The organism is Kribbella sp. NPDC056345, assembly GCF_042262745.1.
Taxonomy (GTDB): Bacteria; Actinomycetota; Actinomycetes; order Propionibacteriales; family Kribbellaceae; genus Kribbella.
The window spans coordinates 248,104-261,098 of sequence record NZ_JBHJQQ010000007.1; the positions used below are offsets into that span (position 1 = coordinate 248,104).

Sequence of the window (12,995 nt, forward strand, 5' to 3'; positions counted from 1 at the left end):
TTCTCCACAGTCTTCAGCGCCAGTGGTGGGCGGAGATTGACTCTTGGGCCAGGAGGCGGAGGGAGGAGATGAGGGTTTCGCCGAGGATGGTGCCGATGACTACTGACTCGGCGAGTTGGTCTCGGGTGGGGGCGGAGACGGCTTCTACTTCTAGTTGGGCGAAGCGGTCTACGGCTTCGGCGTAGGCGTCGAGGAAGGCTACGAGATTGTCCTGGCCTAGCGTGCGTAGGGCGGCGACGGTTTCGATGAGGGTGGCCAGGGCGGGGGCTTCGGGTTCTACGGTCCAGCCGCGACGGGTGATGAGGGCGTTGACCTCGTCTGTTGCGGCTGCGCGGGCCTCGGGGGTGGCGGTGGGTTTGCGGGTGGGGGTGAGGGCTCGGTGGGCGCGGCCGATCTGGTCGTGCAGGGAGATGTTGTCGGCGTCCAGGGACTCGACGATCTCCTTGACCTGGGCGACCGGGACCTGGGCGAGGTCGACCAGGGCGCGGATCAGGCGGAGCCGGCGGATGTGGGCGTCGCCGTACGACGCCTGGTTCGGGCTGGTCAGTTCGCCGGGGGCGAGCAGGCCTTCGCGGAGGTAGTACTTGATCGTCGGGACCGGGATTCCGGTCGCCTTGCTGAGTTCCCCGATCCGCATCGCTTGCCTTTCGTCGCCGTACGACGGATAGTATCAGTCTCCATAAGCGGATACTGTAACTATCCATTGAAGGGAAGCTGATGATCGTCCTCGTCCTGCTGCTGGCGACCGCCGCCTTCCGGGGTCTGGGTGCGCTCGGCGTGCGTCGGTACGGCGAATGGCGGGTGGCCGCGGCGCACGGGATGGCTGTGATGCTGCTGGTCACGGCGAGCGCGCACTTCGTACCGGCCGACGTGACCGTCATGCCGACGCACGCCGACCTCACCGCGATGGTGCCGCCGTTCCTCCCGTACGCCGATGGGCTCGTCTACCTGACCGGTGTCCTGGAGCTCATGGGTGCGGCCGGGCTCGTGCTGACCGCGACCCGTCGCGCTGCCGCGGCCGGGCTGGCCCTGCTCTACGTGTTGTTGCTCCCGGCAAACATCTACGCGGCCATCGCGGATCTCGGCCTGGCGAGCCCGTTGTGGCAGCGGATTCCCGAGCAACTGCTCTACATCACCTGCGCGCTGTTCATCGCCAGCAGGATCCAAACCAAGGAAGAGGTGTCCGTATGACCGACGCATCGCGCATCCTGGCCGGCGTCATCCTGCTCACGATCGTCACGATCCAGTTCGGCGGCTACTTCATGACCAAGATCGTCCGTGGTCAGGTGCCGATGACGGACTTCCAGAAGTCGTTCGCCCGGGCCGGCCACGCGCACGCCGGCGTCCTGGTCATCCTCAGCCTGGTCGGACTCCTGTACGTCGACCAGACCACTCTGACCGGCGTACCGCTCTGGATCGCACGCGTCGCGATCCCGCTGGCGGCCATCCTGATGTCCGCCGGCTTCTTCGCCTCGTCCGCAGGCAAGGGACGAACCGCCCCCAACCAGTTCCTCTGGATCCTGTGGCTGGGAGCCGCCTCGCTCGCCGTCGGCGTGATCACACTGGGGATCGGACTCATCGTGGCTTGAACGACTGCAAGCGCCGACCCGCATCGGCAATCAGGGCAGCGGTCTCAGCCGACGCCTCGTCAACCGTGAAGTCGGCGCCCAGGGCAACGATCCCGGCGACCAGCTGCAGCAGCAACGACGGCGTCTCGACCGCGAACTCGACGACACAGGCGCCATCCCCAGCCGGCGCGACCCGCCCCGGGTTGAACCAGTAGATGTTGGCCGTCACCTCATCGGCCGGCAGTTGCACGGTGAGCCGGACGCGATGCCGGTACGGCGCGGTCGTGAACGACTCGACCAGGTACGACGCCGCGTCGCCCGCCGGCAGTGTCCGCGGAAGGAACCGGTGCAGCGTCGGACTGACCTCCGCGATCCGGTCGACCCGGAAGAACCGCCAGTCCTCGCGGTCCGGATCGAACGCCAGCAGGTACCAGTGCCACGAGATCGTGATCAGTTGATGCGGCTCGACGCGGCGCCGCGTCGGCACCTCCCGCCGGTTCACGTAGTCGAAGGCGACGACCTCGTGGTTCCGGCAGCAGCGGGCCAACGTGGCCAGCGCGTCCGGGTCGACCTGCGGGACCCCGCGCCGCGGAATGGCCTCCGCCGAGCCCATCGCGGCCAGCTGAGGCCGTAGCCGCGCGGGCAGCACCTGCGTGAGCTTGGCCAGTGCGCTCATCGAGCTGTCCGCGATCCCAGCCAGCCCACCACTCCCCGCGCTCACCAGTCCGAGGGCGACCGCGATCGCTTCGTCGTCATCCAGCAACAACGGCGGCAACGTCGTACCGGATCCGAGCCGATAGCCACCCGCCGTACCCGTGGTCCCGGTCACCGGGTAGTCGAGGGCACGCAACCGCTCGACATCACGACGTACCGTCCGCTCGGTGACGCCGAGGCGCTCGGCCAGCTCGCGGCCGGACCACTCGCGGCGGCTCTGCAGCAACGACAGCAACCGGAACAACCGACCAGGCATGGCGCTCATTGCGGACAGTTTATGTCCGGAAGGGCTCCTAGCGTGAGACTCATGATGTTGACGAACACAGCACAGGGGTACGACGACGCCCGGCTCGGCTACCAGCGGCTGGATCCGCATCGGCCCGAGGTCATCTTCGAGGTGACGAGCGCCGCCGAGATCGAGGAGGCCGTGCGGTACGCCGTCGCCCACGACCACCGAATCGCCGTCCAGGGGTCAGGCCATGGACTGACCAGTGGGATCCAAAAGGGCGTGCTGATCGCGACCCGCCGGTTCAACGGCGTCCGGGTCGATGCGACCGCGAAGACCGCATGGGTCGAGGCCGGCGCGACCTGGCGAGACGTGATGACGGCGACCGCGCCGTACGGGCTGGCTCCGCTCTCCGGCAGTTCCCCCGGCGTCGGCGCCGTCGCCTACACGCTCGGCGGTGGGATGGGACTGATGGCGCGTAAGTTCGGGTACGCCGCCGACCACGTGCACCGGATCGAGGTCGTGACCGCGGATGGCGTCCGCCGCAACGCCGAGGACGATCCGGACCTGTTCTGGGCGCTCCGCGGTGGCGGCGGCAACTTCGGCGTGGTTACCGGGATGGAGATCGCACTCTTCGACGTCCCGGCCTTGTTCGGCGGCAGCCTGTACTTCGATCTCGCCGAGCACCCGAACGCCGTCGAGGCCTGGCGGGACTGGACGCAATCGGTCCCGAATGATGTGACGTCGGGAGTCACGATGATCCCGTTCCCGGACGTCCCGCAGGTCCCGGAGCCCTTGCGTGGCAAGCACATCGCGCAGATCCAGGTCGCCAATCTGGGAGCCGCCCAGGTGATCGAACCGCTCAGAGCGATTGGCCGACCAGTCCTCAACACCGTCGGCGACCTGCCCTACGTGGAGTCCGGCAAGATCTTCGCCGAACCCGAGAGTCCGGACAGCTACCGTGCCCACAACGCGCTGCTCAGCGACCTCGACCCGAAGGCTCTGAGGACCCTCCCGAAGACGGCGATCATCGCGATCCGGCACCTCGGCGGTGCGCTCGCGAACAAGGTCGACAACGCAGTCGGTCACCGCGACGCGTCGTACTCGTTGACTGTCCTCGCACCTGGCCGCAAGGACGTCGACCGCCGCATCTTCGAGCCCTGGCAGGCGTCAACCATCGGCCGCTTCCTCAACTTCATCTACGAGACGCTGACCCCGGCCGAAATCGCCGAGGCCTACGAAGACTTCGACCGACTCCTCAACCTCCGAGACCGGTACGACGCCAACCACAGGCTGGCGCCGAACCACGAAATCAGAGCGCTGCAGTGACGTCGATCTCGACGAGTTGACCCGTGAAGCCGAGCTGAGCAACTCCGAGCAGAGTGCTGGCGGTGCTGAAGGCCGGGGCGAGCGGGGAGTCGTTGAGTTGGGCCCAAACGGCGCCCAGGTCGTCGCGGTCGGAGCTGTTGACATAGATGACAGTTCGTACGACGTCATCCGGGCCGGCGCCGGCCGCGGCCAGTGCGGTCAGGATGTTGTCGATCACCTGCGCGGTCTGGCCGCTCAACCCACCCTCGGCGAGATCGCCGGAAACGGTGAGCGGGCACTGGCCCGCGAGGTAGATCAAGGTGTCGGCCTGGACCTTGGTCACGTGGTGATAGCCAGGGGTCTGGTGGAGTCCGTCCGGGTTGGTGCGCGAGATCGTCACCCGGCCGAGCCAACGCCAACCCGGTTGCCGAGGTCAACAGATTTACTGGAAGCGCCGGACGAACCGCTTCTGCCACGGCGTTTCGACCGCGTGTGGATCGTAGTGGCGTCGCACATAAGCCACTGCCTCAGCCGCGGGCGCACCGTCCAATACCGCCAGGCACGCGAGCGCCGTACCGGTGCGTCCGCGCCCGCCCGCGCAGGCAAACTCAACCCGCGATGATCCCGAACGCTCCAACGCATCCAAGAACACCTCGCGCGCCTCATCCCGAGAAGCAGGCAGCCGGAAGTCCGGCCAACGCAGCCACCGCGACTCCCACTCGACGGCAGGCGGCGTCGACCCGAGCAGATAGACGCCGTACGCCGGAAATGGCGCTGCCGCCGGGCCGTTGCGCAGACCGCGTCCGCGCACCATCCGTCCCGACGGCAGCTCAAGCACCCCAGGCGCTCCCTTGGACCACATCCAGCAAACCCTAGACGAGCCGCTCCTCCGTGGACGTTGAGAACAGATGAAGCTTTGCAGGGTCCGCGGCCAGGTGCACGACTGCGCCCTTCTCGTTGTGGAGACGGGTCCCGATGCGGGCAATGATCTGCTCGTTGGTGTGCGCCGCGGTCCCGTACAGGAACGCGTCGGAGCCGAGCTCCTCGATCACCGCGACGTTGACCGGCATCCCCCCGTCAGCCAGGTGGAACGCCTCCGGCCGAATGCCCAGCGTTACAGTCTTGTCGGATCCGGCCTTCGCCAGCACGTCGCGCGCGATCGGCACCACGTAGTCGCCGACCTGGGCGCCCCCGTCGACGATCGACGCGTCGAGCAGGTTCATCGCGGGTGAGCCGATGAAGCCGGCCACGAACTTGTTCACCGGCCGGTCGTACAGGTTCAGCGGGGTGTCGACCTGCTGCAGCACACCGTCCTTCAGTACGGCGACGCGGTCGCCCATCGTCATCGCCTCGACCTGGTCGTGGGTGACGTAGACCGTGGTGACGCCCAGCCGGTGCTGGAGTTCGGCGATCTGGGTGCGGGTCTGGACCCGCAGCTTCGCGTCCAGGTTCGACAGCGGTTCGTCCATCAGGAAGACCTGCGGGCTGCGGACGATCGCGCGACCCATCGCGACACGCTGCCGCTGGCCACCGGACAACGCCTTCGGCTTGCGGTCGAGGTATTCCTCCAGACCGAGCAGCTTTGCCGCCTCGAGCACCCGGCGAGCGCGCTCCTCCTTGTGGATGCCCTGCATCTTCAGCGCGAAGCCCATGTTCTCGCCGACCGACATGTGCGGGTACAGCGCGTAGTTCTGGAACACCATCGCGATGTCCCGTTCCTTCGGCGGGGAGTTGGTGACATCGCGGTCGCCGATGTAGATCGATCCGTCGTTGACCTCTTCGAGCCCGGCCAGCATCCGCAGCGCGGTCGACTTACCGGAGCCGGAGGGTCCGACGAGGACCATGAATTCGCCGTCCTGGATATCCAGATCCAGTCGATCGACGGCCGCAGTATCGGTTCCCGGGTAGACCCGGGTAGCCCCCTTGAACGAGACAGTTGCCATATCCCTCACAACCGCCGGACTAGGAGATCAATTCCCCGGTGAAGTAAGTCCCCGGCTGTACTGCTTCGCCGAGCAGCTCCTGCAGCGCGACGACGGCTCGACTCGGTTGCCGGCCGGCGATCGTTGCCACCGACAAGGTCCACACCAGCCCGGGACCGGCCAGTGGCAGATGAACCACCCCGGGGATCGACGGGGCGATATCCGGTACGACGGCGATCCCGAGCCCGGCGCGGACGTACTCCGGCACCTCGCTCAGGTCCGGCACCTCGACCTGCACCCGTCTCGGCACCCCGGCCCGCTCGAAGGCCTGATCCACCATCTGCCGATTCCCGAACCCGCGCAGCATGTCGACGAACCGCTCCCCGGCCAGCTGCTCGAGCGAGACCGACGCCTCATCGGCCAGCCGATGCGACGGCGGAACCAGTACAGCGAACGGCACCGACGCCAATTCGCGCACGTCCAGCCCGCTCAGCTCTGACAGCGGCAGACCGAGCAACGCGACGTCGAGCCGCCCATGCCGTACGTCGTCGGCCAGCCCGGTCGACCCGGTCGGCGACGTCGTCACCTGTACGTCGACCAGCGGATACTTCCGGTGGAAAGCGCCGAGCAGGGGAGCGAGGTCGACCATCCCGAGCCGGGTCATCGTGCCGATGCGGAGGTTCCCGCGCAGCCCGGTCGAGGCCTCCTCGACCACCGCACGAGCGCGATCGAGCGCCTCCAGCGCAGCCTTCGCCTCCGGCAGCAGCGCGGCTCCCGCGGTCGACAGCGTCACCCGCCGGGTCGACCGGTCGAACAACGTGGTCCGCAGATCCGTCTCCAGCGCCCGGATCGCGGCCGACACCGTCGACTGCACGGTGAACAGCCGCTGCGCCGCCCGGGTGAAGCTCAACTCCTCGGCGACGGCGACGAAGTACTCGAGCTGCCGACTGTCCATCGGCCAATTATCGCCAATAGCGATAAGAGCCTGCAAGAACTTTCGTTGGACTCGATAGATCATCGGAGAGACTCTGTTGATATGTCCACAACGTTGACCTCGTCCCGCCCGGTCGCGTCCCGGGTACGGTTCGCCCATCAGCCCGGGTTCTGGGTGATCGCCGCCGCCTTCCTGATCACGATGGCGTTCTCGACCGTCCCCACCCCGCTCTACGCGATCTACCAGCGGCGAGACGGCTTCCCGACGTACCTGATCACGATCATCTTCGCGGCCTACGCGGTCGGCGTGATGGTCAGCCTCTACCTGGCCGGCCACGTCAGCGACTGGCTCGGCCGCCGCCGGGTGGCGTTGCTCGCGGTCCTCGCCGAAGCGGTCTCGGCAGCGATCTTCCTGATCTGGCCGGACGTCCCCGGTCTGCTGCTCGCCCGCTTCATCTCCGGTGTCGGCGTCGGCGTACTGACTGCGACTGCAACGGCCCACCTCTCCGAACTGCGCAAGATCGCCCGACCGGACGAAGATCCGAGCCGGTCCGCGCTCATCTCCAGCATGGTCAACCTCGGCGGTCTGGCCTTCGGTCCCCTGGTCGGCGGCGTGCTCGCCCAGTACGTCGCCTCTCCGCTCGAGCGCCCGTACGAGATCTTCCTCGTGTTGCTGCTGCTCAGTGCGGTCGGGATCGCGCTGGTCCCCGAGACCGTCGAGCGGCTGGAGGAGCGTCCGGCGTACCGGCCGCAGCGGGTCGCACTACCGCCGGCCGCGAGGCCGCTATTCTTCGCAAGTGCGATCGGTGCGTTCGCGGCGTTCTCGATCTTCGGGCTGTTCACCTCACTCGCGCCGACGTTCCTGGCCGGCGTCCTGCACCAGCCGTCACGGATCCTGGCCGGCGTCGTCACCTTCGCGGTCTTCATCGCCGGAGCCGGCAGCCAGGTCGTCTTCGTCCGGATGGAACGCCGCAACCAGCTGCGCCTCGGCCTGACCTTCATGTCGGCGGGCCTGATCGGTATCGCGGCCGGCGGCCTGATCCCGAACCTCGCGCTCTTCGTCCTCGGCGGCGTGATCGCCGGAGCGGGTGTCGGCCTGGTCTTCCGCGGTGCCGTCGCCACCGCCGCCTCACTCGCGGACGCAGGCTCCCGAGGCGAGGTCCTCGCCGCACTCTTCCTGATCGCGTACGCCGGTCTGGCGCTCCCCGTCCTGGCCATCGGCCTGGGAATCGCGCTGCTCCCGGCAGCAACGGCCCTGCTGATCTTCTCCGTACTGATCTTCATCCTGGTGAATGCGAGTGTCCCGCGGATGCTCAAACACTAAGATCCACCGCATGGGTGTGACTGTGCAGGTTGGGGATCAGGAAGCGTATCTGGCGCGAGTCGGCCGGGCAGGGATGTTGCTGCTGCCGATGATCACCGGGATCGGCGAGCAGATCCGCGAGTGGGCGGACGAGCTCGCCGCCGCCGGGATCACCGCCCTCGTCTGGGATCCCTTCAAGGGCAAGAGCACCGACAACTCGACACATGACGAACTCGCCGCGCTACTGCGCCAAAAGGACGACGACGAAGCGCTGGCCGAGCAGCGCGCCTTGCTCGACTACCTGACCGACGACCTCGGCTGCACCAAGGCCGGCGTCATCGGCTGGTGTCTGGGCGGCCGCTTCGCCCTCCTTCTGGGAGCCCGCGACCACCGCCTGGCCAACGTGGTCGCCTTCCACCCCACCAGCCCGTCGGAGCACCACGAGCAGCACACGTACGACACCATCTCCGACGCCCCCGGCATCGTCGCCCCGGTCCTCGTGAGCTACCCGAGCGCCGACGTACTCGTCCCGAACGCCGACTTCGAAGCCCTCCAAACAGCACTCCAGTCCCGCCCGGTAGGTGCAACCTTCAGCCAGTACTTCCCCGGCGCCGAGCACGGCTTCTCCGACAAGGCCCGCCACGCCAACGAAACCAACGCCGCCGCCTTCCGACTGGCCTGGCCCCAAGCCCTGGCCTTCATGAAGGCGACAACGAGTTAGGCCGCCTGGCGGCGGTGCGCGGTGGGCGTCGTACCGCGGACTCGTTTGAAGGCGACGCTGAGGGCGAACGCATTGGCGTAGCCGACTCTGCGGGCGATGGTTTCGACGGTGTCTTGAGTACTGCGGAGTTGGTCGGCGGCGAGGGTGATTCGCCAGCTGGTGAGGTAGCTCATGGGGGCCTCGCCGACGACTGCGGTGAAGCGGCGGGCGAGGCTGGCGCGGGAGACTCCGACGCGGTCGGCGAGCTCGGGGACACTCCACGGGTACGCCGGATCCTCGTGCAGCAACCGTAGTGCCGCACCAGCGACCGGATCGGTCTGCGCCTGGTACCACCCGGGCGCTTGTGATTCCGGTCGGTCGAACCACGCGCGCAACGTCACGATCAACGCGAGATCGAGCCAGCGATCCAGCACACTCTGCTGACCAGGCGACTCGCGGCGGATCTCGCCGGCGATCATGTCCATCACCGGCCCGGCCAGGTCGGCGGCCGGGACCACGAGCACCGAGGGGAGTGCGTTGACGAGTCGGCGGCTGACATCGCCGGCCACCTGATAGGTGCCGCTGGCAACCATTGCCGAGCCCTCCGCGCGACCGCCGTACGTGCGCAGCCCGAGCCGCTCGCTGTAGTCAATAGGGGCCCCAGGCAATGGTTGGCAGATGTTGCCGGGCAGGATCCGGAGCTGGGGCTCGGTGCTGACGCTGTCGCCGACCACGTACGGCGCCGGGCCGGTGAAGATCGCGACGTCACCCGGCCCCATCCAGAGCGGCTCGATCCCGTCCCGGGTGATCCAGGCGTCGCCCCGCACCATCGTCGCGAGCGCGAGCGGAGCCTCCTCGCGGATCTCCAGCGCCCACGGCGGCTCCAGGATCCCGAGGTTGAACACCCCGTCCACCGCGCGGGTCCCGGTCAGCAGATCATCGAGCACGTCCATGACCTGAGCGTATCGGACATCAAACTGCGCTGAACAGCCATGGTTAAGCTCAATTTCTCGCGATGAACTAGAGCCATGACCAACAACAACGAGATCCTCATCCTCGGCGGCAAAGGCAAGACCGGCCGTCGCGTCGCAGCTCAACTCGACAACCGCCAGATCCCCTACCGCCTCGCCTCCCGATCGAGCGCGCTGCGCTTCGACTGGTACGACGAGAGCACGTGGTCACCGACCATCGCCGGCGCAGACACGGCGTACCTGGCACCGCCGGTCGGCCCGAGCGGACTCGCCGCCGCAGGTCGCTTCGTGCAGCAGGCGGCCGACGAAGGACTGCGCCGCATCGTCCTGCTGTCCGGCCGCGGTGTCGGCAGCCCGGGCCGCGAGTTCGCCGTCTACGAAGGCCAGCTCGGCCTGGAGCACGCCGTACAGGCCAGTGGCGCCGACTGGACGATCATCCAGCCGGCCTGGTTCGCCCAGGGATTCAGCGAGGACTTCCTCCGGTACGACGTTCTGGCCGGAGAGATCCGGTTGTCGGCCGGCGACGGTGGCGAGGCGTGGATCGACACCAACGACGTCGGCGACGTGATGACCGCGGCCCTGCTCGACCAGGCCTACACCGGCGCGACCATCGCGGTGTCCGGTCCGCGCGTCCTCACCATGGCCGAGGTCGCCGCCGAGCTCACCACTGCGACCGGCCGTCCGATCAAGTACGTCGACCTCGACCCCGAGCAGCACATCGCCGAACTGATCGAGCAGGGCCAGACCCCGGAGGACTCGGAGGCGGTCCGCGACCTGTTCGCGGTGATCCGCAACCACCGCTCGGAGTACGTCTCGGACGGCGTCCAGCAGGTCCTCGGGCGCGAGCCCCGCGACTTCACCGACTGGGCCCGCGAAACCGCGACCACCGGAATCTGGGCTGAATGACCCACGGTGATCGGGCGGACACGGAAGATGATGCGAGTCGGTCGCAGCAATGTTTTGATCGATGTATGAGCATCCGCCGCACGGTCACTCCTGCCGGGGATCCGGCCTGGCTCGTCTCCGACTATCCGACCGTGAAGGCGCTGCTGCCGGATCCGCGGCTCGGGCGCACGCATCCTGATCCGTCGACAGCGCCGAAGTACTCCGAGTCCGTCGTGTTCGGGCCGCCGGCGCCGGAGACACCGACCTCCGGCGCGGATCACCAGCGGATGCGGAAGTTGCTCGGGCCGTGGTTCAGTGCGCGGCGGTTGGAGCAGTTCCGGCCGCGGGTCGAGGAGCTCGTCACCGCCGTACTGGATGATCTGGCGGAGCGAGACCGGCCGACCGACTTCCACGCGGTGGTGTCGTTTCCGCTGCCCGCGTTGGTGATCTGCGAACTGCTGGGAGTGCCGCCAGAGGATCGGGATCGGTTCCGGGGGTGGTCCGAGGACACCGCGGACATGATCGACCCGGGTCGTTCGATCGCCGGGTACACCAAGTTGGCGGAGTACATCGGTGGTCTGCTCGCACAGCGGTTGGAGCGGCCGTCCGACGATCTGTTGTCGAGCTTGGCAGCGGCGCACCTCGAGGACCCGGAGGGATTCCCACTGTTCGCGGCCGCGGCGCTCGGCGGTGGGGTGTTGTTCGCCGGTCACGAAACCACGGTGACTGCGATCGACACCGGGATCCTGCAGTTCTCGAAGCATCCGGAGCAGCAGCAGGCGCTCCGGGCCGACCCATCGCTCGTCCCAGCGGCCGTCGAGGAGATTCTGCGCTCGTCGATGCCGCTGCCGGGCAACACGGTGCGGGACGGCGAAGCGTTCGGGCTGCCGCGCTGGGCGAACGCGCCGATCGAGCTTCCCGAGGCCACGATCGCCGCCGGCGACCTGGTTGTCCTGCAACTGTCCGAGGCGAACGAGGACCCGGCGGTCGTCGGCACCGACGAGGGATTCGTCAGCACCCGGCAGCCCAATCCGCACGTGGCGTTCGGCCACGGACCCTACTTCTGCATCGGCGCTCCGCTGGCCCGGCTGGAACTCCAGGTGCTGTTCAGTCAGCTGTACCGACGCTTCCCGCACCTGGCGGTCGCCGTACCGGCGGAGGCGTTGACTGCTCGGCCGAATCAGTTCACCGGTGGGATCGAGGCCTTGCCCGTCACCTGGTAGTACAGCAGAAGGCCTTCACACCCACCTGAGTGTGAAGGCCTTCTGCTGTTCAGAGAGCTACTTGTGGTTGTGCTGGAGTTCGGTCCACTCCTCGCGGGTCATCTCCTGCAGCTCCGCCGGAGCGGTCTTCGGCTGGATGTTCGCACCCTGACCGACGGCGCCGCCGCCGAACGTGATGTTGGCCCAGTTGTTCTGGGTGGTCAGGGTGTTGTTGACGTTGTCGTCGTTGATGTCGGCCGCGGTGGTGTCGGTGGCGTCACCGTCGCAGTTCCAGTCGATCGGGCCGCTGGCGGCACCGGTCGTCGTCCGGCTGGTGCCGTTAGGGCACTTCCAGCTGGTCTTGTACGCCGAGGCCACGGCGCCGAGGCCGACCGCCTCCTTCAGGCTCGTCTCGTTCAGCGCGGCCGGGGCGATGTTGGAGTAGCTCCAGTAGAGCGTGCCGTTGGCCCGCGGAACACCGCCGAGCTGGAAGAAGTAGTTCATCACGCTCAGGTAGTTCGGCTTGTAGTTGCCGTGGTCCGAACCGCCGTGCTTGAGGCCGAGGTTGTGGCCGAGCTCGTGGATGAACGTGCCGACGTTGGTGTTGTCGGTCGCGTTCCAGTTGCACTTCGGTCCGACCGTGACGATGAACGTGTCGTTCGGGATCGCGAACGCGTTGCCGCTGCTGCAGCCGCCGCCGTAGCTGTCGGCCCAGAGCATGTAGTGGAAGACGGCCTTGCGGGCGGACTTGAAGTGGGTGTTCTTGATCGCCGTCGTCTGCGAGGCGGCCGGGTTCAGGTCGGCGTCGTAGGGGACCTGGTTGCCACCACCGAGGTTGTACGCTGCACCCCGCGCCGCACCGGCGTCGAGGTGGATCTTGATGCCGGTGGTGCCGTTCGGGTTGCTGACCGGGGCCTGCGCGAAGACCTGGACGATCCGGTCCAGGGCGGCCGTGGTGGCCAGCCGGCCGGACATGTAGTCCATCTCGACGAACAGGTCCTTCTTTTTCGGGTCGGCACCCATCGCCTTCAGGTCGACGTCGACGACGCCGTCACCGTTGGCGTCGTACCCGTTCGTCTCCCAGATGTCGGGCAGCGAGTCGCCGTCGGTGTCGGTGGCGAGGACCGCCTGGGACACGGGCGGGGCAATGTTCGGGCCGTCGGACGGTACGGCGGCCACGGCGCTGGTCGCGGCGAGCGCGGCAGCGGCGAGGGAACCGAACACAGTCAAAAAGGCAGGGCGGGGCCTCATACAGATCTCCTT

General features: G+C 67.6%; 15 protein-coding genes. 7 read left to right on the forward strand and 8 right to left on the reverse strand.

Annotation, left to right across the window (positions count from 1 at the left end; translation table 11 throughout):
- Window positions 1-13: 13 nt before the first annotated feature.
- On the reverse strand, window positions 14-637 hold the full coding sequence (locus ACFCV3_RS25405) for a MerR family transcriptional regulator (RefSeq protein ID WP_376033773.1): 624 nt from the start codon (window positions 635-637) through the stop codon (window positions 14-16).
- Window positions 638-717: 80 nt separating this feature from the next.
- On the opposite strand from ACFCV3_RS25405, the gene ACFCV3_RS25410 reads away from it, so the two are divergent.
- Together ACFCV3_RS25410 and ACFCV3_RS25415 are read left to right on the forward strand one after the other, a co-directional pair.
- Window positions 718-1,191, forward strand: coding sequence for a hypothetical protein (locus ACFCV3_RS25410; RefSeq protein WP_376033775.1), 474 nt, complete (start codon window positions 718-720; stop codon window positions 1,189-1,191).
- Window positions 1,188-1,589: a hypothetical protein gene (locus ACFCV3_RS25415; protein ID WP_376033777.1), complete on the forward strand. Its 402-nt coding sequence runs from the start codon at window positions 1,188-1,190 to the stop codon at window positions 1,587-1,589. Before ACFCV3_RS25410 ends, ACFCV3_RS25415 begins: the two co-directional genes overlap by 4 nt.
- Here ACFCV3_RS25415 and ACFCV3_RS25420 read toward each other — a convergent pair.
- Window positions 1,576-2,547: a helix-turn-helix transcriptional regulator gene (locus tag ACFCV3_RS25420; protein WP_376033779.1), complete on the reverse strand. Its 972-nt coding sequence runs from the start codon at window positions 2,545-2,547 to the stop codon at window positions 1,576-1,578. The two genes, ACFCV3_RS25415 and ACFCV3_RS25420, sit on opposite strands and share 14 nt — an antisense overlap.
- Before the next feature lie 42 nt (window positions 2,548-2,589).
- Here ACFCV3_RS25420 and ACFCV3_RS25425 point away from each other — a divergent pair, with 42 nt between their 5' ends.
- Window positions 2,590-3,837, forward strand: coding sequence for an FAD-binding oxidoreductase (locus ACFCV3_RS25425; protein WP_376033781.1), 1,248 nt, complete (start codon window positions 2,590-2,592; stop codon window positions 3,835-3,837).
- Here the strand turns inward: ACFCV3_RS25425 and ACFCV3_RS25430 are convergent.
- From ACFCV3_RS25430 to ACFCV3_RS25445, 4 genes are read right to left on the reverse strand one after another with little or no spacing between them, the layout of a single operon-like run.
- On the reverse strand, window positions 3,821-4,216 hold the full coding sequence (locus tag ACFCV3_RS25430; RefSeq protein WP_376033783.1) for a RidA family protein: 396 nt from the start codon (window positions 4,214-4,216) through the stop codon (window positions 3,821-3,823). The two genes, ACFCV3_RS25425 and ACFCV3_RS25430, sit on opposite strands and share 17 nt — an antisense overlap.
- Before the next feature lie 42 nt (window positions 4,217-4,258).
- Entirely contained in the window at window positions 4,259-4,678 is a 420-nt protein-coding gene (locus tag ACFCV3_RS25435) for a protein phosphatase (RefSeq protein ID WP_376033785.1), read from the reverse strand.
- Window positions 4,679-4,688: 10 nt separating this feature from the next.
- The gene (locus ACFCV3_RS25440) at window positions 4,689-5,759 is read right to left on the reverse strand and encodes an ABC transporter ATP-binding protein (RefSeq protein ID WP_376033786.1); all 1,071 of its coding nucleotides are present in this window, start codon (window positions 5,757-5,759) and stop codon (window positions 4,689-4,691) included.
- Window positions 5,760-5,778: 19 nt separating this feature from the next.
- The gene (locus ACFCV3_RS25445; RefSeq protein ID WP_376033788.1) at window positions 5,779-6,693 is read right to left on the reverse strand and encodes a LysR family transcriptional regulator; all 915 of its coding nucleotides are present in this window, start codon (window positions 6,691-6,693) and stop codon (window positions 5,779-5,781) included.
- 81 nt (window positions 6,694-6,774) lie between these two features.
- Here ACFCV3_RS25445 and ACFCV3_RS25450 point away from each other — a divergent pair, with 81 nt between their 5' ends.
- Window positions 6,775-7,995 carry an MFS transporter gene (locus ACFCV3_RS25450; RefSeq protein ID WP_376033790.1) on the forward strand — a complete coding sequence of 407 codons (1,221 nt, stop codon included), beginning with the start codon at window positions 6,775-6,777 and terminating at the stop codon, window positions 7,993-7,995.
- 10 nt (window positions 7,996-8,005) lie between these two features.
- Window positions 8,006-8,695 (forward strand): dienelactone hydrolase family protein, encoded by a 690-nt coding sequence (locus tag ACFCV3_RS25455; protein ID WP_376033792.1) that lies wholly within the window; start codon window positions 8,006-8,008, stop codon window positions 8,693-8,695.
- Here ACFCV3_RS25455 and ACFCV3_RS25460 read toward each other — a convergent pair.
- Window positions 8,692-9,627 carry a cupin domain-containing protein gene (locus ACFCV3_RS25460; RefSeq protein WP_376033794.1) on the reverse strand — a complete coding sequence of 312 codons (936 nt, stop codon included), beginning with the start codon at window positions 9,625-9,627 and terminating at the stop codon, window positions 8,692-8,694. The genes ACFCV3_RS25455 and ACFCV3_RS25460 overlap by 4 nt on opposite strands.
- Window positions 9,628-9,702: 75 nt before the next feature.
- Here ACFCV3_RS25460 and ACFCV3_RS25465 point away from each other — a divergent pair, with 75 nt between their 5' ends.
- Window positions 9,703-10,551, forward strand: a complete 849-nt coding sequence (locus tag ACFCV3_RS25465) for an NAD(P)H-binding protein (RefSeq protein WP_376033796.1) — start codon at window positions 9,703-9,705, stop codon at window positions 10,549-10,551.
- 65 nt (window positions 10,552-10,616) lie between these two features.
- Entirely contained in the window at window positions 10,617-11,753 is a 1,137-nt protein-coding gene (locus ACFCV3_RS25470) for a cytochrome P450 (protein WP_376033798.1), read from the forward strand.
- A 57-nt stretch (window positions 11,754-11,810) separates the two neighbouring features.
- Here ACFCV3_RS25470 and ACFCV3_RS25475 read toward each other — a convergent pair whose 3' ends face one another.
- Complete coding sequence (locus tag ACFCV3_RS25475) at window positions 11,811-12,983, reverse strand: zinc-dependent metalloprotease family protein (protein WP_376033800.1); 1,173 nt, start codon at window positions 12,981-12,983, stop codon at window positions 11,811-11,813.
- Window positions 12,984-12,995: the final 12 nt, after the last annotated feature.

Coding starts and splice junctions, on each gene's coding strand:
- ACFCV3_RS25405 (WP_376033773.1), bottom strand. CDS start 637: ATGCGGATCGGGGAACTCAGCAAGGCGACCGGAATCCCGGTCCCGACG.
- ACFCV3_RS25410 (WP_376033775.1), top strand. CDS start 718: ATGATCGTCCTCGTCCTGCTGCTGGCGACCGCCGCCTTCCGGGGTCTG.
- ACFCV3_RS25415 (WP_376033777.1), top strand. CDS start 1,188: ATGACCGACGCATCGCGCATCCTGGCCGGCGTCATCCTGCTCACGATC.
- ACFCV3_RS25420 (WP_376033779.1), bottom strand. CDS start 2,547: ATGAGCGCCATGCCTGGTCGGTTGTTCCGGTTGCTGTCGTTGCTGCAG.
- ACFCV3_RS25425 (WP_376033781.1), top strand. CDS start 2,590: ATGATGTTGACGAACACAGCACAGGGGTACGACGACGCCCGGCTCGGC.
- ACFCV3_RS25435 (WP_376033785.1), bottom strand. CDS start 4,678: ATGTGGTCCAAGGGAGCGCCTGGGGTGCTTGAGCTGCCGTCGGGACGG.
- ACFCV3_RS25440 (WP_376033786.1), bottom strand. CDS start 5,759: ATGGCAACTGTCTCGTTCAAGGGGGCTACCCGGGTCTACCCGGGAACC.
- ACFCV3_RS25445 (WP_376033788.1), bottom strand. CDS start 6,693: ATGGACAGTCGGCAGCTCGAGTACTTCGTCGCCGTCGCCGAGGAGTTG.
- ACFCV3_RS25450 (WP_376033790.1), top strand. CDS start 6,775: ATGTCCACAACGTTGACCTCGTCCCGCCCGGTCGCGTCCCGGGTACGG.
- ACFCV3_RS25455 (WP_376033792.1), top strand. CDS start 8,006: ATGGGTGTGACTGTGCAGGTTGGGGATCAGGAAGCGTATCTGGCGCGA.
- ACFCV3_RS25460 (WP_376033794.1), bottom strand. CDS start 9,627: ATGGACGTGCTCGATGATCTGCTGACCGGGACCCGCGCGGTGGACGGG.
- ACFCV3_RS25465 (WP_376033796.1), top strand. CDS start 9,703: ATGACCAACAACAACGAGATCCTCATCCTCGGCGGCAAAGGCAAGACC.
- ACFCV3_RS25470 (WP_376033798.1), top strand. CDS start 10,617: ATGAGCATCCGCCGCACGGTCACTCCTGCCGGGGATCCGGCCTGGCTC.
- ACFCV3_RS25475 (WP_376033800.1), bottom strand. CDS start 12,983: ATGAGGCCCCGCCCTGCCTTTTTGACTGTGTTCGGTTCCCTCGCCGCT.